Origin of the sequence: Rhizobium sp. T1470 (genome assembly GCF_042140505.1) — a bacterium.
GTDB classification, from domain to species: Bacteria; Pseudomonadota; Alphaproteobacteria; order Rhizobiales; family Rhizobiaceae; genus Rhizobium; species Rhizobium favelukesii.
In genome coordinates this window covers 3,569,732-3,591,097 of the sequence record NZ_CP148091.1, presented here as the reverse complement: position 1 = coordinate 3,591,097, position 21,366 = coordinate 3,569,732, and the positions used below count along the sequence as shown (strand labels likewise).

The 21,366-nt window shown below is 58.8% G+C and carries 20 protein-coding genes, 1 tRNA gene and 2 pseudogenes; 12 read left to right on the top strand and 11 right to left on the bottom strand.

The features are described from left to right. Positions 1-68 precede the first annotated feature (68 nt). Positions 69-145 (top strand) — tRNA-Met (locus WGT02_RS18105). 653 nt (positions 146-798) lie between these two features. Here the strand turns inward: WGT02_RS18105 and WGT02_RS18100 are convergent. Further along, positions 799-1,182 (bottom strand): hypothetical protein, encoded by a 384-nt coding sequence (locus WGT02_RS18100; protein WP_024315443.1) that lies wholly within the window; start codon positions 1,180-1,182, stop codon positions 799-801. On the opposite strand from WGT02_RS18100, the gene WGT02_RS18095 reads away from it, so the two are divergent. Together WGT02_RS18095 and WGT02_RS18090 are read left to right on the top strand one after the other, a co-directional pair. Next, the gene (locus WGT02_RS18095) at positions 1,156-1,455 is read left to right on the top strand and encodes a hypothetical protein (RefSeq protein ID WP_208249756.1); all 300 of its coding nucleotides are present in this window, start codon (positions 1,156-1,158) and stop codon (positions 1,453-1,455) included. The genes WGT02_RS18100 and WGT02_RS18095 overlap by 27 nt on opposite strands. Before the next feature lie 94 nt (positions 1,456-1,549). After that, positions 1,550-1,816, top strand: coding sequence for a hypothetical protein (locus WGT02_RS18090; protein ID WP_208249758.1), 267 nt, complete (start codon positions 1,550-1,552; stop codon positions 1,814-1,816). On the opposite strand, the gene WGT02_RS18085 is transcribed toward WGT02_RS18090, so the two are convergent. Both WGT02_RS18085 and WGT02_RS18080 read right to left on the bottom strand, forming a co-directional pair. Further along, positions 1,813-1,950, bottom strand: coding sequence for a hypothetical protein (locus tag WGT02_RS18085; protein WP_157997366.1), 138 nt, complete (start codon positions 1,948-1,950; stop codon positions 1,813-1,815). The genes WGT02_RS18090 and WGT02_RS18085 overlap by 4 nt on opposite strands. Before the next feature lie 280 nt (positions 1,951-2,230). Continuing rightward, a complete protein-coding gene (locus tag WGT02_RS18080) occupies positions 2,231-3,346 on the bottom strand; it encodes an IS630 family transposase (RefSeq protein WP_208245192.1) in 1,116 nt (371 codons plus the stop codon). A gap of 28 nt (positions 3,347-3,374) precedes the next feature. Between WGT02_RS18080 and WGT02_RS18075 the strand changes: the two genes are divergently transcribed. Continuing rightward, positions 3,375-3,659, top strand: coding sequence for a LexA family transcriptional regulator (locus WGT02_RS18075; RefSeq protein WP_225039569.1), 285 nt, complete (start codon positions 3,375-3,377; stop codon positions 3,657-3,659). Positions 3,660-3,729: 70 nt separating this feature from the next. Then, positions 3,730-4,758 (top strand): annotated as a pseudogene (gene ligD / locus WGT02_RS18070) (non-homologous end-joining DNA ligase). A gap of 36 nt (positions 4,759-4,794) precedes the next feature. Here the strand turns inward: ligD and WGT02_RS18065 are convergent. Further along, entirely contained in the window at positions 4,795-5,178 is a 384-nt protein-coding gene (locus tag WGT02_RS18065; protein WP_225039734.1) for a type II toxin-antitoxin system HicB family antitoxin, read from the bottom strand. A gap of 187 nt (positions 5,179-5,365) precedes the next feature. Between WGT02_RS18065 and istA (WGT02_RS18060) the strand changes: the two genes are divergently transcribed. The 3 genes from istA (WGT02_RS18060) to WGT02_RS18050 all read left to right on the top strand — a co-directional run bounded on the left by istA (WGT02_RS18060) (position 5,366) and on the right by WGT02_RS18050 (position 9,031). Continuing rightward, complete coding sequence (gene istA, locus WGT02_RS18060; RefSeq protein ID WP_208245803.1) at positions 5,366-6,895, top strand: IS21 family transposase; 1,530 nt, start codon at positions 5,366-5,368, stop codon at positions 6,893-6,895. Between the two features lie 12 nt (positions 6,896-6,907). Then, positions 6,908-7,645, top strand: a complete 738-nt coding sequence (istB, locus tag WGT02_RS18055) for an IS21-like element helper ATPase IstB (RefSeq protein ID WP_208245804.1) — start codon at positions 6,908-6,910, stop codon at positions 7,643-7,645. Between the two features lie 744 nt (positions 7,646-8,389). Beyond that, positions 8,390-9,031: a peroxiredoxin-like family protein gene (locus tag WGT02_RS18050; protein WP_024315447.1), complete on the top strand. Its 642-nt coding sequence runs from the start codon at positions 8,390-8,392 to the stop codon at positions 9,029-9,031. A 133-nt stretch (positions 9,032-9,164) separates the two neighbouring features. Here the strand turns inward: WGT02_RS18050 and WGT02_RS18045 are convergent. Beyond that, positions 9,165-9,439: pseudogene (locus WGT02_RS18045) on the bottom strand (hypothetical protein); the annotation flags it as partial. A 739-nt stretch (positions 9,440-10,178) separates the two neighbouring features. Here WGT02_RS18045 and istA (WGT02_RS18040) point away from each other — a divergent pair. Both istA (WGT02_RS18040) and istB (WGT02_RS18035) read left to right on the top strand, forming a co-directional pair. Beyond that, on the top strand, positions 10,179-11,651 hold the full coding sequence (gene istA, locus WGT02_RS18040; RefSeq protein WP_208245170.1) for an IS21 family transposase: 1,473 nt from the start codon (positions 10,179-10,181) through the stop codon (positions 11,649-11,651). After that, positions 11,648-12,544, top strand: a complete 897-nt coding sequence (istB, locus tag WGT02_RS18035) for an IS21-like element helper ATPase IstB (RefSeq protein WP_208245168.1) — start codon at positions 11,648-11,650, stop codon at positions 12,542-12,544. Before istA (WGT02_RS18040) ends, istB (WGT02_RS18035) begins: the two co-directional genes overlap by 4 nt. Before the next feature lie 443 nt (positions 12,545-12,987). Here istB (WGT02_RS18035) and WGT02_RS18030 read toward each other — a convergent pair whose 3' ends face one another. Next, positions 12,988-13,206, bottom strand: coding sequence for a hypothetical protein (locus WGT02_RS18030; protein ID WP_082321234.1), 219 nt, complete (start codon positions 13,204-13,206; stop codon positions 12,988-12,990). Between the two features lie 1,155 nt (positions 13,207-14,361). Here WGT02_RS18030 and WGT02_RS18025 point away from each other — a divergent pair. After that, positions 14,362-14,625, top strand: coding sequence for a hypothetical protein (locus tag WGT02_RS18025; protein WP_157997365.1), 264 nt, complete (start codon positions 14,362-14,364; stop codon positions 14,623-14,625). 731 nt (positions 14,626-15,356) lie between these two features. Further along, the gene (locus WGT02_RS18020) at positions 15,357-15,617 is read left to right on the top strand and encodes a hypothetical protein (protein WP_072378131.1); all 261 of its coding nucleotides are present in this window, start codon (positions 15,357-15,359) and stop codon (positions 15,615-15,617) included. 63 nt (positions 15,618-15,680) lie between these two features. On the opposite strand, the gene WGT02_RS18015 is transcribed toward WGT02_RS18020, so the two are convergent. The 5 genes from WGT02_RS18015 to WGT02_RS17995 all read right to left on the bottom strand — a co-directional run bounded on the left by WGT02_RS18015 (position 15,681) and on the right by WGT02_RS17995 (position 21,276). Then, positions 15,681-16,268, bottom strand: a complete 588-nt coding sequence (locus tag WGT02_RS18015) for a transglutaminase-like cysteine peptidase (RefSeq protein WP_024315451.1) — start codon at positions 16,266-16,268, stop codon at positions 15,681-15,683. A 212-nt stretch (positions 16,269-16,480) separates the two neighbouring features. Next, a complete protein-coding gene (locus WGT02_RS18010) occupies positions 16,481-17,824 on the bottom strand; it encodes a hypothetical protein (RefSeq protein WP_208250606.1) in 1,344 nt (447 codons plus the stop codon). A gap of 122 nt (positions 17,825-17,946) precedes the next feature. Then, complete coding sequence (locus tag WGT02_RS18005; RefSeq protein ID WP_024315453.1) at positions 17,947-18,570, bottom strand: outer membrane protein; 624 nt, start codon at positions 18,568-18,570, stop codon at positions 17,947-17,949. 211 nt (positions 18,571-18,781) lie between these two features. Continuing rightward, the gene (locus tag WGT02_RS18000) at positions 18,782-20,344 is read right to left on the bottom strand and encodes a bifunctional diguanylate cyclase/phosphodiesterase (RefSeq protein WP_024315454.1); all 1,563 of its coding nucleotides are present in this window, start codon (positions 20,342-20,344) and stop codon (positions 18,782-18,784) included. A 368-nt stretch (positions 20,345-20,712) separates the two neighbouring features. Continuing rightward, a complete protein-coding gene (locus WGT02_RS17995) occupies positions 20,713-21,276 on the bottom strand; it encodes a histidine phosphatase family protein (RefSeq protein ID WP_037070032.1) in 564 nt (187 codons plus the stop codon). Positions 21,277-21,366: the final 90 nt, after the last annotated feature.

Genomic DNA, 21,366 nt, shown 5'->3' with positions numbered 1-21,366 from the left:
GCCAAAGCGCACCTTATAAGCCGCTCATCCCACGGGCCGCCGCATCGCGAATGGCACCGTTGACCAGTGGCGGAGTAGCTCAGTAGGTCAGAGCAGAGGAATCATAATCCTTGTGTCGGGGGTTCAAATCCCTCCTCCGCTACCATTAAAACAGCTGACAATTCCGGTCCGGCGATTCCTGATAGCCAGCCCTTGATCTCATACTGATATTGCTCCCTGGCCTTTCGTGGATAGACCACCACGCCGGACACCACTTCCCTGAATGCCTTTGCCAGCTCGATCGTCGGCTCCTCTCCCCTGTCCTTTAGGATCTCAGCTAGGCTTTCGATATGCTCCCTAAACTTCGTCACCGCCTTCGGCTTGATCTCGATCACGTTGCTGGCCGGCTCCTCAGCCGCCAGATCCGCTTTTAGACGGGTCCTTTCCGCCTTCAGGCCGGGCAGCACGTCCGCGACGTCTTCTTCGTCGATCGTTCCCCGTGATACCTGGTCAATGATACGCGCAAAGCCGAGCGCATGAAAAACTGGTCGTTGTCAAATCCGAAAGGGGCAAAGCTCGACTGGCTGGCAACTTGGCGGAACTGGTACAGCGACAAGCTCGACGCGAAGCCAAAGACCCCGACGACCAAAGCTCAGGATGTGATGATGGACACACAACATCCGCATCCGCAGCACGAGCGTCGGAAACCACAAGACCACATGCCCCGCATGTTCGTCATCGCGCCGCAAGAAGAACGATCCCTGCCTGTCTGTCACAGTTAAGCCCGATGGCAGCGCGGTCTGGAATTGCCACCATTGCTCATTCAGCGGCGCCGCCGGGGGAAGCGAATATCGTCCCGTGCGCGAGCGTCGTGTCTACCGCAAGCCGCAGCGCGAGGCTTCCCCGCAGCGTCCGGACAGCCTTCACGCCTGGTTCGACAAGCGCGGCATCTCTCGGGGGGTCGTCGACCGGTAAACCCGCGAGTGGTTCCCGCAAACAGAAAAGGAAGAGGATTGCATCGCGTTCCCATACGAGTGGGACGGCGAGCTGCGGAACGTCAAATACCGGACGGCGAACAAGCTGTTCCGCCAAGAGAAGGACCCGCCGGTTTTCTTCAACGCCGACAGCATCGGCGCCGGCGAGGATCTGATTATCTGCGAAGGCGAGATCGACGTCATGGCGATGATCGAGGCAGGCCTCCACCACGTCGTATCCCTGCCGAATGGCGCGCCGTCGGGACCGGAAACGAGCGAGAAGCGCTACGAGCCGTTCGGTACACACTGGGAACTGCTGCTGGAGGTAAAGCGCTTCCTCATCGCCACCGACATGGACGGACCCGGCGAGGGGCGCGCCCGGAGCATTCTGGTGTCCGATGGGGTTTGGACAGCACATGGTTATTCAGTCCCGGCCGGATTGGGAAGTTGGACCAAAGTCCTGAAGGCACCAGAGCCGAAGTCGCTGATTGATCGGACTTAGGTCCAATGTTCAGAAGCAACGCCAATGGTATCAATATTCGAGGCGTGAGACACAGCCTTGCAGACGAGTGTGCAAATCGGAATGGGAATAAGACATGAAAAAGTTCGCTATCGCAGCGCTGGCGTTTGCGACTGCGTTGTCAGCGTCGCCGGCATTCTCTCAGATCTACTTTGAGTACGGAGCTGGACCTCGCTACTACGATGACCGGCCAGCACCACGGTACTATCGTTACCCGCAACGCTACGCATACGATGACTACGATGGCGACCCGGATCGTTACGGCCAACGGTGCTGGACACAGAAATACTACAGATACCGGTATGGCCACCGGGTGGTGCGATACAGGACCATTTGCGACTAGCGCGCTGGCGGCATCGGCTTTTGTTCCACCTCAATGTGCGCGGATAGCTTCGCAGATTTCGAAAGAAGGTCGATGGCGCTCGCTTTGAGCTTCTCTTCGACATCTTTGAATGAAAAAGTAATATCGCCAAGCACTCGGGTTTTCACCCTGACCGTATGGCCCGCAATTCCTTGGCCCTCAGGCAAGCTGTCATCAGTCCAAGTGACTTCGACCTCTCTCCTGCAAGAATCGCCGTTCAGCGATACCTACAGGATTGCGCCGAGTCTTTCACGACACCTGCGCGGATTTGCAGCGCATCCAACACAGCCATAAAGGAAACCCCGCAGTCGCGGTTGCGGGCGAAATGCTAACCCTTCGCGTCAAACTTTGTTCCGTTACTCGCCATCACATCGAACTAGTGCCGCGCCACAGAGATTATGACTCTTTGACGGGGTAAGCTTTGCGGAGCTTTTGGCGGGCTTTTTCGGTTGTGAACATCCATTGGATCTTTGCGCCATTAGCGTTGCGTTGCTGCTCCCAGGCTGCGACTTCGGCGATTATGGTGTCTTTATTGTCGATACGACGGTCGAGGCATTGGCTGCGCAGGACACCGATCTCGATCTCGACCATGTTGAGCCAACTGGCGTGCTTGGGCGTGTGGTGGAACTCCAGTCGCTTCAGCACCCTTCGAGCCTCCGGGGCTGGAAATGCGTCGTAAAGCGCCCCGGCGGAATGGGTGGAGAGGTTGTCCATCACCACGCGGATGATCGGGGCGTCGGGATAATCGACGTCGACCAGTTCGCGCATGCACTGGGCGAAGTCTTGGTTGGTTCGCCGATCGGTGACCTTCACCCTGCGCCAGGGCTGGTGGGCGTCCATGAAGACAAACAGATTGACCGTGCCGTTTCGGCGATACTCGCAGTCGTAGCGTTCAAGCTGGCCAGGCTTGGCCGCAATGGGCTCGCGCACTTCGCCGATGAGTTGGGTCGGGCTCTCGTCGAAGCAGACCACGGGCCTTTGTGGATCAGGCGTCTCTGCGTAGAGGTCGAGAACATCCTCCATGCGCGCGACGTATTCCCCATCGAGCTTTGGGATGCACCACATGTCTTTGCGCCAAGGTTTGAGATGATTCTCAGCCAGCCGGCGACGTACGGTCTCCGAGGACAACTCGTCATGATCGGTGAGTCGGACCATCTCATCGGCCAGAAGCTCCAGGGTCCAGCGGGCTCGCCCGGGCGGCGGCTTTGAGCAGGCGGTCGCCACCAACAGCGCCTCCTCCTTGCTCGATAGCTTGCGCTCAACACCCGGGCGCGGTTCTTCACTGAGCGCGCCTTCCAGATTGGCTTCCACAAACCGGCGCTTGGTCCGGTAAATCGTCGATCCGCTGACGTTCAAGGTTGCCGCGATCACCTCGTCGCTGAAGCCTTCGTCCGCCGCCACCAGGATCTGGGCGCGCTTGATCTTGCGCGACGCATGGCGTCCCCCGCTCAACAAAACGGCCAGTTGATCACGTTCCGATTGGCTAAGCTCTACGTGAAACTTTATATTCATCGACACCTCCTTCAGCGCGGAGACGCAGATGAATCCGAAAATGAGTCCCTCACTTGACCCGCAAGCCGCAACGGCAAGACATGGCCTTACGCAAGTCCAAGGCCAGTACCTGGCCTTCATCTACGCCTACAGCCGCATCTTCAAACAGCCTCCGGCCGAAGCCGACATGCGTCGCCACTTCGCCGTTACGGCTCCGTCTGTTCACCAGATGGTGCTGACCCTCGAGAAGGCAGGATTTATATCCCGCGTGCCAGGCGCAGCACGCAGCATCCAACTTCTCATCCCACCAGAAGACTTGCCCATTCTACGATAACCCAACCCGTCATAATCTCTGTGGCGCGGTACTAGTTGTCATTTTGAGCTTGGCCTGCTGTAGTTATCGGATGGCAAAGTCTCCGCATTCCAAACCGCTTGTTGCAGACGAAAAGCCGCTTCGCAGTCGAGCGCGCAAACCGCGCGATCCGCGCAACCCCGCCTCCCACTCGATCCTATGCCGGCGCGCATAGAAGAGTGCCTTGCGCTCCTCAAGCCGCGCCCGCCGATCGGCCCTGATTGGATTTACGAGGTCAAAATGGGATGGATATCGGATCGCCGTCCGTCTCAACAATGGGAACGTGCGCATTCTCACGCGCGGTGGCCATGACTGGACGCATCGCTTCCCCGCGATTGAGGCTGACGCTAAACGGCTCGGCGTCGGCAGTCCCATTCTCGACGGCGAAGCCGTCGTGCTCGACGAGCAGGGCCGTCCGGACTTCGGCCAACTTCAGCAATCGCTCGGCGGACGAGGCGGAAAACTCAACTCTGGCGCCGCTTTCGATCTCCTGTATTTCGACGGTCACGACATCCGCAGTCTTGAACTTACGGCCCAGCGATATTTCCTGCGGTCGCTCTTGAAAAACGAGCAGGGCGCTATCCGCCTCTCCGAAGGCATTGAAGGCGACGGCCGCGAAATCTTCGCCGCTGCCTGCGAGCACGGCCTCGAAGGCATCATCGCCAAATACAAGGATAGCCCTTATCGATCAGGCAGGCTGGGCGAATGGGTGAAGGTCAAATGCGTCCAGAGCGACAGCTTCATGATCGTCGGTTACGAGCATTCGCTTTCGGCGAGAGCAGGGATCGGCAGCCTATTGTTAGCGGCCCGCAAAGGGAACGACTGGATGTATGTCGGCAGCGTCGGGACAGGCTCCAACGAAAGCAGCGCCGAGTATCTTCGAAAGACGCTCGATCGGATCAAGCGAAAGACGCCTTCCATCAAATATTCCGGCCGGCGCAAGAACCTCGTTTGGGTTCAGCCGACGCTCATCGCAGAGATCGAGTATCGCGCCTGGACGCGCGACGGCAAGCTGCGGCATGCGTCGTATAAGGGGCTGCGAGAGGTTCAGGATAACGCCGCGGTCTATGACCTTGGCTGAAAAGGAAGACCCCACCGTCAGGCGGGGTCTTATCTCTTAGGCAGCCGCGGGAAGTTGAAACCCGACATCGAGAGGTACTCCCAGTGCCTTGTACGCCTGCTCGATTTGGTCAAGCTGCGATTTGTGATCAATGCGGAACAATCTATCAACCTGCTCTCGGTGCCAACCGAGTCTCCGCGTGAGTTCAGCGCGCGACACGTCCGTAGACTTGCAGATCATATAGAGCCCGCATTTCAGGAAGGTCAGGGCGGAAACCTCCACATAGCGTCCGACGCCAGAGGTTTCATCCAACGGCAGTGGAATATCTTCCCCGTCAGAAATGCGCGCAGCCATAGCCTCCTCAATCGCTTTTAGACCTTCAAGTGCTGCCTCTGGCTGCGTGTCGCCAAAGGTTGTTACTTCTGGGAATGCAGGCTGCAAATTCCGAGGCAATCCGCCCCCTGATTCCGAAATGATCTCGCCCCCCAATTCCGAGAAATAGTCGCCCCCTGATTCCGAGATGATGCGCCCCCGTTGGACGGCATCTGGCGTGGGTGTTCTGCTGGTGTGAAGTTTCTTCCTTCGACTTTGATGAGGAAGGAACGGGATGCCTGCGGAGAGACTGGAGATGCGGCGTGTCCGCGAGATATTGAGATATCGCTTCGAGCAAGGACTTGGCCACAAGTCGATTGCGGTCCGCGTTGGCGCTGCGCCATCGACGGTGCGCGAGACGTTGCGGCGTGCGGCGATTGCGGAACTTTCCTGGCCGTTGAGTGACGAGGTCAGCGATGCAGTCCTGGAAGCGGCGCTTTACAAGGCGGCCGGGACGAAGACCGGTCACCGTCGTAGCCCCGAGCCGGACTGGGCGCAGGTCCACCGGGAGCTGAAGCGCAAGCACATGACGCTGCAAATCCTTTGGGACGAATACATCAGCCGTTATCCAGAGGGTTATCGCTATAGCCGGTACTGTGACCTTTACCGCGGCTGGGCGATGAAGCTGCCTGTGACGATGCGACAGGATCATGCGGCCGGCGACAAGCTGTTCGTCGATTATGCCGGCGACACGGTCACAGTGATCGTGGATCGGCTGTCCGGCAAGACACGGCAGGCGCACCTGTTCGTGGCTGTTCTGGGAGCATCGAGCCTTTCGTATGCGCAGGCACGCTGGAGTGAGACACTTCCTGACTGGATCGAATGCCATGTCCTGGCGCTGGAGTTTTTTGGCGGTGCGCCAGCCTTGCTGGTTCCCGACAATGCCAAGGTGGCGATCATCAAGGCCTGCCACTTCGATCCCCAGGTCAACCGGACGTATTCCGGGATGGCGGCTCACTATGCGAGCGCCGTTTTACCGACGCGGCCGCGACGCCCGCGCGACAAGGCGAAAGTGGAAGCCGCGGTTCGCATCGTCGAACGCTGGCTATTGGGCCGCCTGCGCCACCGCACCTTCTACAGCCTGGCTGAGGTCAATGCGGCGATCGGCGAATTGCTTCATGACCTCAACGACAAACGGGTCCTGCGTCGCGTCGGCGTCACGCGCCGCCAACTGTTCGAAGACCTTGATCGTCCGGCTTTGCGACCACTGCCTGTCGAACGCTATGTCTTTGCTGAATGGCGCATCCGGCGTGCCGGGCTGGATTATCACGTCGAGATCGAGCGGCACTACTATTCCGTTCCTTATCGCTTCGCCCGCGAGCAGGTCGAGGCTCGTATCACCGCCAATACGATCGAGATCTTCCACAAGGGCGAGCGCATTGCCGCGCATCGCCGCTCCAGCGGCAACGGCAAGCACACGACGATCCCCGATCATATGCCCTCGGCGCATCGCCGCTTTGCTGACTGGACGATCGAACGCATTCAACGCGAAGCCTCTGCCATGGGGCCGGATGTTGCGCTGCTGTGCGAGCGCATCCTTGCAGATAGACCGCATCCCGAGCAGGGCTTTCGAGCCTGCCTCGGGATCATCCGCCTCAACAAGAGCTTTGGCCGCGACAGGGTCAATGCCGCTTGCGGCCGTGCGCTGGAGATCGGGGCCCGGACCTATGGCTCGGTGCGCTCCATCCTCGACAATCACCTCGACCGAACGGCTGCCTCAAATGGAGCGACGTCGCATGAACCGATCCACCACGCCAACATCCGCGGACCCCGCTATTACCACTAAGGAGAACGAAAGATGCTTGCTCATCCAACTCTGGATAAATTGAACGCCATGGGCCTGACCGGCATGGCAAAGGCCTTTAACGAACTCGTTGCCAACGGCGAAACCGAACATCTCTCACACGCCGAATGGCTCGGATTGCTGCTCGAACGGGAGTGGAGTTCCCGTTACGATCGCAAGCTTGCAGCACGTCTCAGGTTTGCCAAGCTGCGCCACCAGGCCACTCCGGAAGATGTCGATTATCGCAGCGAGCGCGGCCTTGACCGCGCTCTCTTCATGAAGCTGCTCGGTGGCGACTGGATCAACGCGCATGACAATCTGGCAATCTGCGGGCCCTCGGGCGTCGGAAAGAGTTGGTTGGCGTGCGCTCTCGGCCATAAGGCTTGCCGAGACGATCGATCAGTTCTCTATCAACGTGTCCCACGATTGTTCTCCCAGCTTGCGCTCGCGCGTGGTGACGGCAGGTATGCCCGGCTGCAACGGACCTTGGGCCATGTTCAGCTTTTGATACTGGACGATTGGGGCCTCGAACCGCTCAACGAACAGGCCCGTCATGACCTGCTCGAAATCCTCGAAGACCGCTACGGCCGTCGATCAACGATCATTACCAGCCAACTCCCCGTATCCGCCTGGCACGGCGTCATCGGTGATCCAACCTATGCCGATGCCATACTCGACAGGTTGGTCCACAATGCCCATCGCATCGAACTAAGCGGAGATAGTCTGCACCGAAATCTGTCGCGCAAAGCTTGACACATTACTTGAATGAACTGACAACAATCATCGCCTGCAGACCCCACTAAACAGGGGGCGAGATCATCCCGGAAACCGGGGGCGCAATCATCTCGGAACAAAGGGGCGGCTTCATCGGAATCGGCATGCAGGCGCGGTGACGAGCCACGAGTGGGTTCCGTCTTCCGCTTCGTCCATTGTGAAGTTGAGTTCGTAAAATCTGGACATTATTTGATCCCTAGGTCTTTCAGAATTTTCGCCACCAAGCCCTTGCCCAATTCCTTGCTACTTCCATGAACGGGCATAACGGTCTTTCGGTTCCCCGGCGAACAGTCTGGTGGCCACTGCCACCGCGTTGGTTCTCGAATTTGCAGCCATTTTTGGCTAGAAGCTTTTTCAGCTCGGCCGCATTCGTAACTTAGTGCCCTTAACAGTTGTGTGGAAGTCCACAGTTCTGTTGAAAGTTTTTTAATGATTTGTCAATCTTTCGGTTGAGTGCACAGAAGATTTTCAACTCATCACGGACTAGCGATCAACGAGACAGCTAGTCGGCCCGTCCATTCGGCCTCGCCGCCGTGTCGTCCCATGGCATGGATCACGATTGGCTGTTTACAGCTTGCCCGCGGGCCAATTTGAGGCCATTCTCAGATCGGATCCTGGCTGTGCGGTAAGACGAGAGGTCAGGCCTTGCAACGCTCAATCTCGACCTCGAAGCACTTGCCGTGGCGCCTTTTCTCGACTGATCCCTGAGTGAGGAGGTTGTCCATGTCCACGCGCTATGTCGACCATCCGCTACAACCGGGCGACCGGGCCCCGAACGTTGTGTTTGATGCGATCTCGCGCGAGGGGAAGATCGCACTTGATGATTTTCGTGGCCGCAGCCCAGTGTTGATCGGTTTGTTTCGAGGCCTGCATTGTCCGTTCTGCCGGCGCCATGTCGCGGCCATGGCACATCTCAACCCGATGCTGCGTGAGAAAGGCGTCCAATCCCTGGCGGTGGTAAACACCCCGGTTGAACGCGCGCGGCTCTATTTCCGTTACCATCCGATACCCGGTCTTCTTGCTGCTTCCGACCCGGCACGGGCTTCGCACCAAGTCTTCGGCTTACGCGAGGTCGGGATCGACACGGTCATGGCGATACGGATCGATCTTCCGGGCGAGTTGCCCGAGCCTATGGGCGTGATGGCAATGGACGAATTTCTCAACAAGAAGGAAGGATATCAGATTACGGAAGCCGATCAGCAGATGATGACTGCCGACGAGGGGCAGCTTGTCGGTCAGTTCCTAATCGACCGGGAGGGCATCGTACGCTGGAGCTTCACTGAAGTTCTGGAGGCTGGGCTCCATACATTCAAGGCACCGAATTCCGAGGAATTGATGTCGGTAGCGTCCCAAGTCGCACATTAACAACGAAAAAGGCCGAAAGCGGACCATTCATGCTGTAAACCGCCCTATACAGAACTGGAGGGATGGGTGAAAACGGTCCTCCGCTACCATCTTTATTATTGTCTAGCTCGGACACATAGGTAACAGATCGTCCCTAAGACATGGGTAAAAGTCTCGTGCCGAACGGGTTGCCGATGGTTTGCAACGTCCTCTGCTCCAGGTCGATATATCCCAGATCATAGTGCATGAAGCTGACGAGCCAAATGCCGTCGTCGACTTCCTTGATGCCGAGCCGTTGGCCGGCCATGGCGGCCGTTCTCCTGCGCGTAGCCCGGCCTGGTGCGCTCGAGCCCAATGCCGAGCCGCAGCCAACCAGACGGACAGCTTCGACAGATTGTAAAGGCCGTTGGGACTGGCGAATCCGCCGCCGCCTCGTGTCACCAGTGTGTCAGTTAGGCAGTTCAAGCTGCAGCTCAGCTCGTTGCTGCCGGCCTCTTGGTCAGGTCGACGCCTGGGTCAGCGGCCTCGCAACCAACCGTGTACGGCCTTTTTGGCCGAGTTGCGGGTTATTTCATGGCCGGTGTAGCCGCGCAATTTAAAGAAAGAATTGGCATCCAATTGAAACAATGGCAATCGCCAATGGCATTGTTAGCACCATGGCGATACTTTGCCAGTCGGCGTGATGTTTATAAGCCTCCGAGGTCATCCTAGCTCCTCCCCACATGGATATTGAGCCTACCGGACCTACGAGCGATGTCGTCTCAAAATAAGTTTCTGGCTGTAATACTGATGGCAATATCGCTGGTCCGCCCCGTGACGGGCTAAAAAGTGGTTTCCTGTACCAGCCACCACACAGGAAGAAATGCCAGCGCAATCGCTGCTAGCCAAACCGAGGCGAACTTGACCAGATACTGCCGTCTCGCTTTCGCTTCGTCCCACTCTGCGCGGCGACAAACAAGGTGAGACTCAGCGTCAATCAGGATGAGACTCGGCGGCGGGGGTGTGACGAAGGGAGGGCGTAGCCCGACTGGAGTTACACCCCCGCCGCGGCGCAATTTTTCGGCGTCTCATGATCGCGGTTGGCCCGGTAGCGTCGGTGATTTTCTGAGAATGGAGAATCACCTTTGTGCCGGGTCGCCATGTAACCGATCATCAGACGAGGCTTTTTATGAAGTACCGACAAAACAACCCCATTGAGGTCGCTGCCGCCAAGGCGTCGATCAGCCGGGCGACGGCTTACCGCATCGAGAAGGATGCGCGTCTTCCATCGCAGACCAAGCCGCCGCGCGACCGGCGTCGCCCCGATCCCCTTGAGCACATCTTCGACGCCGAGGTTGTTCCGCTCCTCAAGGCCGCGCCCGGCATCCGAGCGGTCGCCGTTTACAACGAGATGCTGCGGCGTCATCCAGAGCTGTCAGAAGGTGTTCGCCGTACGATTGAGCGTCGTATCCGATCATGGCGGGCTGTTCACGGTCAGGAGCAGGAAGTGATCTTCCGTCAGATGCACGAACCCGGTCGGTTAGGACTGTCGGATTTTACCGACATGGGCAGCCTCGGCGTGACGATCGCCGGCCAATCGCTCGATCATCTGCTTTATCACTTCCGGCTGGTCTGGTCGGGCTTCGAGCATGCCCATGTCATCCTGGGTGGAGAGAGCTTCGTCGCTCTGGCCGAGGGGCTGCAGAACGCCCTGTGGTCGGTTGGCGGTTCGCCGCTCTATCATCGCAGCGACAGCTTATCGGCCGCCTTCCGCAACCTCGATGCCGACGCCAAGGTCGATCTGACGCATCGCTACGACGAACTGTGCGCCCATTATCGCATGACGCCGACGCGCAACAACAAGGGCGTCGCGCACGAGAACGGCTCGATCGAAAGTTCCCACGGCCATCTCAAGAATGCGATCCGCGATGCTCTGCTGATGCGCGGAACCAGGGACTTTGGCGACCTCGGATCCTATCGCGCCTTCATCGATGAGATCGTCAGCCGCCGCAATGCCGCACATGGCAAGCGCATCGATGCCGAGCGCACGCATCTGCAAGCTCTTCCCGATCGTCGCACCACCGACTTCGAAGAGGTCATCGTCACCGTATCGAGCACCGGCGGCTTCGCCTTGCGCAAGGTCTTCTACACCGTGCCTTCCCGTCTGATTGGCCACCGGCTGCGGGTGCGTCTGTTCGACGATCGCCTCGACGTCTTCATCGGCGGCACGCATCTGCTGACATTACCCCGAGGCCGCGCCCATGCGAGTGGCAAGCACGATCAAGTCGTCAACTATCATCACGTCATTCATTCCCTGCGCAAAAAGCCGATGGCGCTTTTGGGGCTCGTCTATCGCGACAAGCTCTTCCCCAGGCCGGAATATCGCAGGACTTTCGACGCGCTCATCGAGCAACTGCCCGAGCGGCAGGCTTGCAAGATCACCGTGGAACTGCTTGCCTTGGCTCACGATCGCAGTTGCGAGCGTGAACTGGCCGAGGAGCTTGCCAAAACGCTCGACGCCCACAAACTGCCTGATCTGGCGGCTTTGAGAGCGGTCTTCAGCCCGGACCCGGATCAGTTGCCGATCGTTCATGTGCAACTCGCGTCGCTCAATGGTTATGAAGCCCTGATCGGCACGGCCTATGCGGGAGAGGTCGCATGAAGAGCAACATCCACACAGTCGATGAAGCCCGCCTCGGCATCATGCTCAACGAACTGAGGCTGCCGACGATCAAGACGTTCTGGCACCAATTTGCCGAGCAGGCCGATCGGGAAGGATGGCCTGCTGCCCGTTTCCTCTCGGCCATCGCCGAGCATGAATTGGCCGAACGCGCCCATCGCAGGATCGAAAGACACCTCGCCGAGGCCCACCTGCCACCCGGAAAGACGCTCGACAGCTTCGCCTTCGACGCTGTTCCCATGGTCTCCAAGGCCCAGGTCATGGCGATTGCAGCCGGCGATAGCTGGCTCGCCAAAGGCGCCAATATCCTGATGTTCGGTCCGCCCGGCGGCGGAAAGAGCCATCTCGCCGCAGCCGTCGGCCTCGCGCTAATCGAGAACGGCTGGCGCGTGCTCTTCACCCGCACGACCGATCTCGTCCAGAAGCTTCAGGTCGCGCGGAGGGAGCTTCAGCTCGAAGCCGCCATCGCAAAGCTCGACAAGTTCGATCTTCTCATCCTCGACGACCTGGCCTACGTCACCAAGGACCAGGCCGAAACGAGCGTGCTCTTCGAACTCATCTCCGCAAGATATGAGCGGCGTTCCATCATGATCACCGCCAATCAGCCCTTCGGAGAATGGAACCGCGTCTTTCCAGACCCGGCCATGACGCTTGCCGCGGTGGACCGACTTGTCCATCACGCAACAATCTTCGAGATGAATGTCGAAAGCTACCGGCGGCGTTCGGCCATGGAAGCCAAACGCCAGCGCGGCAGACCCGCCTCATTCGCGACAATCAAAAGCTCTTCCCAGCTTGTCGCGGAGCGGCAATCAGAACACGATGAAACTCTTGCCAGCGACAATCAACATGATAACTTCGCTCCAACCGCGACATAAGAATCTCATCCAGATTGTCGCTCGCGTCTCATCCTGATCGTCGCGCTATACCACTCGTAGTACATCGCCAACTCCCAACTTTAGGCTTCGCTACTTGAAGCATCGCTTCAGCGGCGAGTCGAGTGCGGAACTGCAACACTCCCCTTCAGACAAATCTTGATCATCCTATGGACCGCAAGATTTTCTTCGCCGCGGTGCGCCGTCACGCATCCGGTATTGTCGGCACGTCTCTATCTCAGGGGCAGGTCGATGGCGTCACCGGCATCTGCCGCCGCTCCTACACGGGGGTGTCGCCAATAAGCATTACAAGCACGTTCCAGATGAGAAACTGCCCGGCAAGGCTCAAAATCGTCTTCCGAAGCTCAGCGTCACCAACATCCCGAGCGCAGCTAAGGCCGGCAGCCTGCGGTCGAGGCATTGGTCGCGATCTACAAAAGCCTCGCTCAGTGCTTTGAACCCCTGCCACGGTAAGTCGCTGGCGCTGGTGACGCTTCGTGTGCTTTCGGCAGCGTCTCCAACCACGCAGCACGTTCGGCCGGAACTTCCTCGTTCCCGGCTTCTAGCGCTTCGATCCAAGAGAGCTCGCACTGCAGCGCCGACGCGATATTGATCGGGGTCCATCGGATATGGAGCAGACATTCGCTAAATCGATCCGGGGTCATGGTTTGCAATAAGCTCCTAGGGGTGCATCTGAAGTGAACTAGCCCGTCATATAGGTCGGCGGCGCCAATGGGAGCAGGAGACGGCGGGGGCCGATCTGGCCGATTAGTTCAGACCATGCGGTCATGTTGTCGAGGGATTGATCGGTGCTCCCGCCCCGAAGATGATCATCAGATGGCGCTAGCCGTCATCCGCGTCAAGGTCGACCTGGCTTTCCATAGGATGTGCCGAAACAGAGCGCATAGCTGTGGAGTTAAGACGCGGGAAACGGTCGCTGCAGAGTCGATTATCAGCTTGGCGGCGGAAACGCTCAGTGTCTCCTTCATTAAAAATGAGGGAGTACCATGCAGGACAATATCAGACCGATTGCGCCAATCAGCCTACAGCATCGACCCGAAAATCGGAATCGATTTTCGGAAAGCACGATGCGTAGGCTCAAAGAGTTAGAGCGTCCCTTGTGCGCCCATTCGAACGCACGGCGCTCTAAATGGCCTGGTGGCACGACTGCCGCCGCCCGAGGAATGCAGTCGGTGATAGAGGCCGCTACGGTCCTCCGCTACCACTATTCCCCTTGCATTTTGCAACGCTTTCCGCGCAGCGGCTGCAATTCCAGATCGCGAGTAGCTGGACCGTCGTCGATTGAATTGAGGGAGAATCTGAAAGGACCGTGGGGCGAAGAGAAAGGCCGTCAGGTTCGATGTTCTGCACAGCCCAAGAGCAGAAGGCAATGACCGGCGGACGCCTTTGGGAGCCCGCCCTGCAGTTCCTGGAAGCTTCTACTGGAGAGGGCGTCCCTGAATGGCAGCGCGCGTTCGCTCGAAGCTTGGCGGAGATATTGCCGAAACCACAGTGCCAAAATGCCTTTCCAGTTCCCTGGATAGGTCGTCGGCGGAGGTCATCCCGTGCCGGAAACGTTCGATAAGCAGTTTCGCCGCGACGTTGTATCGTTCGGGATGAGCAACGCTACTGGCCGAACAGTATCCAGCCGCATCCAAGACGCCTTGCAGCATCGTGAGGTCTTTTGACTTCAAGACAAAGCTAAGTTCGGAAGACATTTCGGTCCTCCTTCCATTTGGGGCAAGGGCCGGTAGCCCTGATGCAGCAGCGCCCGTAACATTGGCTGCTGACGGAGCCACCATGCCTGAGCGCGGCTCCGCATGCAACGTGATTCCTACAATTTTCGTTTTTATAAGGTTTCGGTAACAAAACCAAAAATTGAGGTTGCGTTTCATACGGGGAGTGCCTATATCCCTGCTATCGGCATTGCTGATGAGCGCTGGAAGGTATCTGTCGCTCGCAATCGCCGCAATTGCTTTTCTGCTTTTGACCACGGATGTACTGGCACTGGTGTGAGTAGCGATGTGAGGAAGGTCGGTGCGATTTCGCCCCGGCCTTTTTTGTTGGCTGATCCTCCGGTCTAGAGCGTGGTTTAAACACAATGGCGGCCTGCCTGATCGAGTTTGCTAGTCGAGCTTCGTTTCGCGCCCGTTGGCGTCAAGCAGACCTTTTCTCTCAAAATCTGGTTTCATCTGCAGGGCTACGTCGGGCAGTGATCACTCTTGCAACGAAGAGGAATCTAGAATGAGCAAAACTGATGCGGCTGAGATCCAGCGTAAATCAGAGCGCCAAGTTGCAAATACGAGCAGTGGAGGGCACTTAGGGGGAACCAAATTTTGGCCATGCCCGACGGCAAGACCGCAGGTGGAGCGGGCGGAAAATCTCGCCCAAGCGGGGCGGAAGTAGTCTTCCGCTCCTCCGCAGAAAGCCCACCGTCAAACGCGGCGGGCCACAACAGCTCTTCGCGCAAGGTTGCCAAATCGGCTGGGCACTATTCAGAAAACAGGATGATTGCGCGGCAGCGTTAGGCATCCAACCCGTCTCTAAACATATTGATGTTATTATCCTTTCGCTTTCCGATCCTGGATGCGATGCATTCAGTTCACGCAGCATCGACACGGCCAACGATGATCCCGAGATGCGTTGAAAGGCGCCTCCACTACCAGCCAAATCACGCATTTTCTTCTGTGGAATTTTCAATAAACTTTGGCCTCGGGCCTTTCTCCTTTTCGTACGCTATGCACGATGGTGGGTCTGCAGGCGTGTCATCATTGCAACTTAGACTGCTCGACGAAATCACGGATCGGATTTGAGAATGGCGAAGGAGCCGAAACTGGAGCATTCCGACCTTGCTGGTGAGTTCACCGATGACGGCGTAACGGTGCTCGTCGACATCTTCCGCCCTGCGGGCACGAATGGCGACTGGAAGATGGAAGTGGTGACCCAGCACGAGGACCTCATCGAATGGGAGGCGCCCTTTGCGACCGATCGCGAGGCGTTTGACGAGTTTCTGGCGACGGTCGCGCGAGAAGGGATCAGAACATTTTTGGAAGAAGAGGACCCGTCGGTCCACTAACCCTTGCTCGGTCGCATGAAGGTGCTGGATCGGGCAATTGGAGACTTGCGGTATCCCGTTTCCTCACGTTCCGGAGAATTGGGCGGCTCTCGGGCCTGCCAGCGTTACTTGCCAGTCACTCTTGTTGCTGAAGTTCTGGCTTGCCAAGAAAGTATATCCTGTGCTTTCCCAGGGTTTTACTTTACCGACAAGATTGTCGAGCACATAGTCGCCTGACTTCAATCGCGCCAGCAGGACGACATGGTTGTTGCCGCCTCGATCGATGACGACCGACAGCGCCAGTTTGTTTGATGCAAAGCCTGCGCCGAGCAGCGTCTTCAGCTTCAGCAGCGCATAGTCTTCGCAGTCGCCTTTGTTGTTAATGGGCAGCGACCAGTATTCCGATTTTCCTGAAGTCTGTGCGTCCGTTGCTGCTGCAACGCCGGCGTTGACCTGCCTATTCACCTTCTGGAGCAGGGGCATCGCCTCTTGGTCACTCATCTCGCGACCGCCGGTGCGGTGGCAGAGCCAAGCGTAGCGCGTGCATGCGGAGGGAAAGCCTATCGGGGCTCCGATCGAGCGTGATGGGCGAAGGGCGGACCCTGCGTAGCTCTCACCCGCAAACGCTACGAAAACAAGAGTGAACGCCGCGAAAGCTACAATGGCTCGCATCGAAAACATCCCTTCGGCTGAGTGCTGACCTGCCAATTATACACTTTAAGCTGCCATCTTTAATTAGAATTTTATATTTTAAAGGTTAACCATGTACTAACGTTCTAGGGTTTGTTTACGATAGTTATTCTTCTTTTTACTTTATTAATACTGTATAAACCTCCTCGTTAACGCTCTGTTAACTTTGGGAGTGAGTAATTATGCGTACAAATTTACTGGCAATTCCTGCTGGCATCGCTTTTCTTCTTGCCGGAACCAGCCTCGCAAGTGCACAGAGCCAGCGGCTCAATTGTCAGGCGGTGCGGCCAGGCACGATTGAGGAGAGATTGTGCGGGCCGGTAGCATCGATCAATCTTAATCCTTTTGCCGATCCTGATCATCACGGTGGCCGATTGCTGGGAGGCAGGCAGACCGCAGGCAATTCTTCCGGAGGAGGGAATGCCGGCGGCTCCGACGCTCGCCGCGGTGATAGCGCTGGCCGCGGTGATAGCAATGGACGCGGCGGCAGCGGCAACACGGGAGAAGGTTCTGGTGGCACCGGCGATGGCAATGGCGGCGGTGGCAATGGGGATGGTGACGGCGGCGATGGCAGCAGCAGTGGCGGTGGCGGCGGTGGTCATCATGGCGGCGACCACCATCACCATGGTCCGAAAGACGACCACGGCCCCAAAGATCATGGCCCTGGCGGCGATGGCCCGAAAGACCATCACGGTCCGAGAGATCACGGCCCTCGCGGCGATGGTCCGAAGGATCATCACGGTCCCAAGGGCGACGGCCCTCGCGGAGATGGCCCGAGAGATCACCACGGTCCGAAGGGTGATGACCCTCGCGGTGACGGTCCCAGGGATCATCACGGCTCCAAGGGCGACGGCCCCCGGGGCGATGGCCAAAAAGACCAGCACGCCTCCAAGGGTGACGGTCCGCGTGGCGGTCGTAACCACGGCGGCGGCAACCAAGGTGGCGAGAACCGAGGCGGCGGCAACCAGGATGGCAGCAGCCGGGGCGGCGGCAACCAGGATGGCGGCAACGAAGGCGGCGGCAACCAGGGTGGCGGCAATCAGGGTGGCGGCAACGAAGGTGGCGGCAACCAGGGCGGCGGCAATCAGGGTGGCGGCAATCAGGGTGGCGGCAACGAAGGTGGCGGCAACCAGGGCGGCGGCAACCAAGGTGGCGGCAATCAGGGTGGCGGCAATCAGGGTGGCGGCAACCAAGGTGGCGGCAACCAGGGCGGCGGCAACCAAGGTGGCGGCAATCAGGGCGGCGGCAATCAGGGTGGCGGCAACGAAGGTGGCGGCAACCAGGGCGGCGGCAATCAGGGTGGCGGCAACGAAGGTGGCGGCAACCAGGGCGGCGGCAATCAGGGTGGCGGCAACGAAGGTGGCGGTAGCCAGGGCGGCGGCAATCAGGGTGGCGGCAACGAAGGTGGCGGCAGCCAGGGCGGCGGCAACCAGGGTGGTGGCAACGAAGGTGGCGGCGGCAACGAAGGCGGCGGCAATCAGGGTGGCGGCAACGAAGGTGGTGGCAGCCAGGGCGGCGGCAACCAGGGTGGCGGCCACGGCGGAAACCACTAGAAAGCGAACGGATCACCTTTCACGGCGGCCACCGTCAGATCAAATGAACGAAGCCCGGGTATTTGTCCGGGCTTTGTCATTTCCTGCCCGTTCGTCGGCAGGGGATCTCAGAACTTGAAGCCGACGCCGAGGGTGACAACGTTCTGATTGAAGTCGGTGTCTACACCGAGCAGGTCCTTGCTGCCGTAATCGTTGTAGCGATATTCGACTCGCCCGAAGATGTTGTCGGTGAAGGCGTAGTCCAAGCCGGCTCCAACGGTCCAGCCCGAGAACGTGGCGTCGTCATCGCCGACGGGTGTGTTTACATGGCCTCTTGCACCCGTCCAGCCGGCGGCTCCATAGAACAGCGCGTGATCGAGAGCGTAACCGACGCGGGCGCGGACGGAGCCTGTCGTATCGAACTTGTATTCATTGCCGCCAACAGTTTCCTCGTTCCAATTATAGGAAACGTCACCTTCGACGCCGAGCACTATATTGTTGTCGAGTTGCCAGTTGTATCCGGTGAAGCCGTTGATGAGGCCGCCGTTGAGGTTGGCGTCGCCGATGCCGGAGAAGTCACCGTTGCCCCAGGCGCCGCCACCTTGCAGGCCGACATAGAAGCCATTCCAAGTGAAAACCGGTGCGGCTTGTGCAACCGGGGCTGCCGGTGGCTCGCTCACAAGGTCAGCGGCGGATGCAGCCCCCGCAAGACCAATAAAGGCCGCCGAGGCAGCAATTATACGAAAATCCATGATAAATCCCTCTCCTATGACAAGGGTCCACTCCGTTCGCACACCAACCGAGCCGGGCTCGATCAATGATCGCGGCCCATGCGGCATGCAGATACACTTTCAGTGGAAGTGTCCGCCCACAGGACCAACGAGCGAACGTTGCCCTGCTTGAAAGGGTTCCATCACGAATTTCTGATGTGCGACGTGGTGAGCGGCGCGTATTTCGCGGCGCTTATCCGCTGGCCAATGCTTCGTCACGATCGAGAAAAGAGCGCGTCTCTTCGGCAGGCATGGCTTTACCGAACAGATAGCCCTGTCCGACATCGCATCCGAGCTGAAGCAGGTGCCCGAGTTGGCGATGCTCCTCGATGCCTTCTGCAGTGGTCTGGATGTTGAGACTGCGGCCGAGCCCAAGCATTGCGCGGATGATCTTTTCCTGGCGCTCATCATCGCGGTAGGTCGCGATGAAGCTCTTGTCGATCTTGATCTTGTCGAAGCGATATCGGGCGAGTTGGGCGAGGCTTGAGTAACCCGTGCCGAAATCGTCGAGGGCGATCTGCACGCCGGCATCGTGGAGCTCGTCCAGAATGATGGCGGCAACTGCCGGATCCTGAATCAGCGCATTCTCGGTGATCTCGATCTCCAGGCGGGGCGGTGGCAGGCCATTTGCCGAAAGCACCTTGAAGATGCGCGAGGCCAGCAGCTTGTCCTCCATCTGCACCGGAGAGACGTTGAAAGACAGGGTGACGTGGTCGTCCCAGGCCAGGGCATCCCTGCAGGCCTGCGCCAGTAGATCTTCGAAGAGCTCGGTAATCATTCCGGTTTCTTCGGCAATCCCGATGAAGACGGGCGGCGGAATGGCGGCGCCCTCTTCATCCGTCCAGCGGGCGAGCGCCTCGAAGCCGCAGACCTTGCCGCTCTTGAGATCGATCAACGGCTGATAAAACGGTCGGATCGCCTTGTTCTGGATTGCGACACGCAGCTTGGATTCCAGCGTTGCGCGCTTTGCCACCTTGTCCTGCATCGAGGCTTCAAACGCCATATGGTGGTTGGGTCCGCGTGACTTGGCCTCGTACATGGCCAGGTCGGCACGATGGGCGGCGTCTTCGAGCGGTTCCCGACCCTGGTCCCAGCGATCGTAACCGACGCTCGCGCCGACTTCGACGGCAAACCCATTGATATGGATGGGACGTGTTACGGCCTGGATGAGCAGCCGCGCGAAGCGTTCCTCGTGCCGAGGGGAGAGGCCGAGCGCAACGACGACAAACTCGTCGCCGCCAAAACGATAGACGCAATCAGCATTTCCGATCGCACAGATGCGCTTTGCCACCTCGATCAGCAGGGCGTCACCGCCGTTATGGCCGACGAGATCATTGACCTTCTTGAAGCCGTCGAGGTCGACCGAGAAAATCGTAACATTCCGGTCCCACTCGTCGTCTTCGACGTCGGTCTTTGTCCTTTGCGGAAGAACTTTGCGCTCGAATGCGTAACGGTTGGGAAGTTTGGTAAGGTGATCGTGGGTTGCCGTCCAGTCGGCCCTAGCCTGGGCGCTGGCTCGCAATTCCATCTCTTTGCGCAGGTCGACGATGCGCAAGATCGAATAGACGAAGCTCATGGCGCCGCCGATGCCAAGCGCGAGGACGAGCTTGTCTGCACCATAGTTCTCGTAGGCGCCGACGAAAGCGACCAGCCAGTTGTCCAATTCGAGGATCGCACCGACGAGCCACAGCGTTAACCCCGACGCCAGGACCAACAGGCATTGCCTCCCGGCCCTGCTCTGGAAGAATACCGGCATGCTTCACTCCATCTCCACCCGGGCGCCGGTGTATCATTGAAGTCTGAAGGGTATGTTGAAGCCAAAGGGCGAATTCTTGGTATCTGCACTACGGCGGAAGGGTGAGGGGGCTCGAAAGGCGAACGGTGCAGGCGCCCGCCTGTCGTTCTCAGGGCCTGATCAGTAGGGATGCGCCGATGACAAGCAGGAGAAGCATCACAACGGCGGTCATGCGTAGCAGGCGCGTGCGCCGCATCTGCGCGCCGCTCCAATCATAGGGCATGCTTGATCCTCCTTGGGGCAAGGATTGACGGCCCGACGGTGTCGGGTCGCAAAAGCTATGGCATGGCGTGCTTGCGTAAGGCTGGCCTAAAACATCGGCTTGAAAATTAGGCCGTTGCGCCTTCGACACGCAGTGACCAGCGGCTTCCATTGCTCGTCATGTGGACGATTGCGAGTGGTTCGATGTCGGCGATCCAGAATGACGCGACGGGTGCGTTCAGCGTGCTGATGATGGCCGCCCTAATCACCGCGGCATGGGTAATGGCGACGATGTGGCCGCCGGCCTGCAAGCGCTGGCTCAGCCAGGCGTTTACACGCGTGCACACGGCAGCGATTGCCTCACCACCATGCGGAGCCTCCTCCGGCCGCGCCATCCAGGCCGCAAGGTTTTCCGGCTCCAGTTGCTGGATTTCGGCGATCGAACGTCCCGCCCAGCGGCCAAAATCGCAATCGGCGAGCGCGTCCGAGAATGCGGGCTGCAGGCCGAGCGCATCGGCCGTCTGACGCGTGCGCAAAGTCGGGCTAGCGAAGACGTTATCGGCGTGCCGAAGGCGGGGCGCAATTGCCTGCGTGGCAATGACTGCCTTCTCATTCAAGGGCTCGTCCAAGGGGAAGCGCGCCTCGCGGTTGGCGGCGGTCGAGCCATGGCAGATCCAGGTGAGGCGCGTCATCACGTTGGTCGTCTCCGGATAACAAGGAGGGGTGGCCTGTCACTGCATGAACTTTCGTTGACAGGTTCGAAGCCGCAGATATAACGGTGT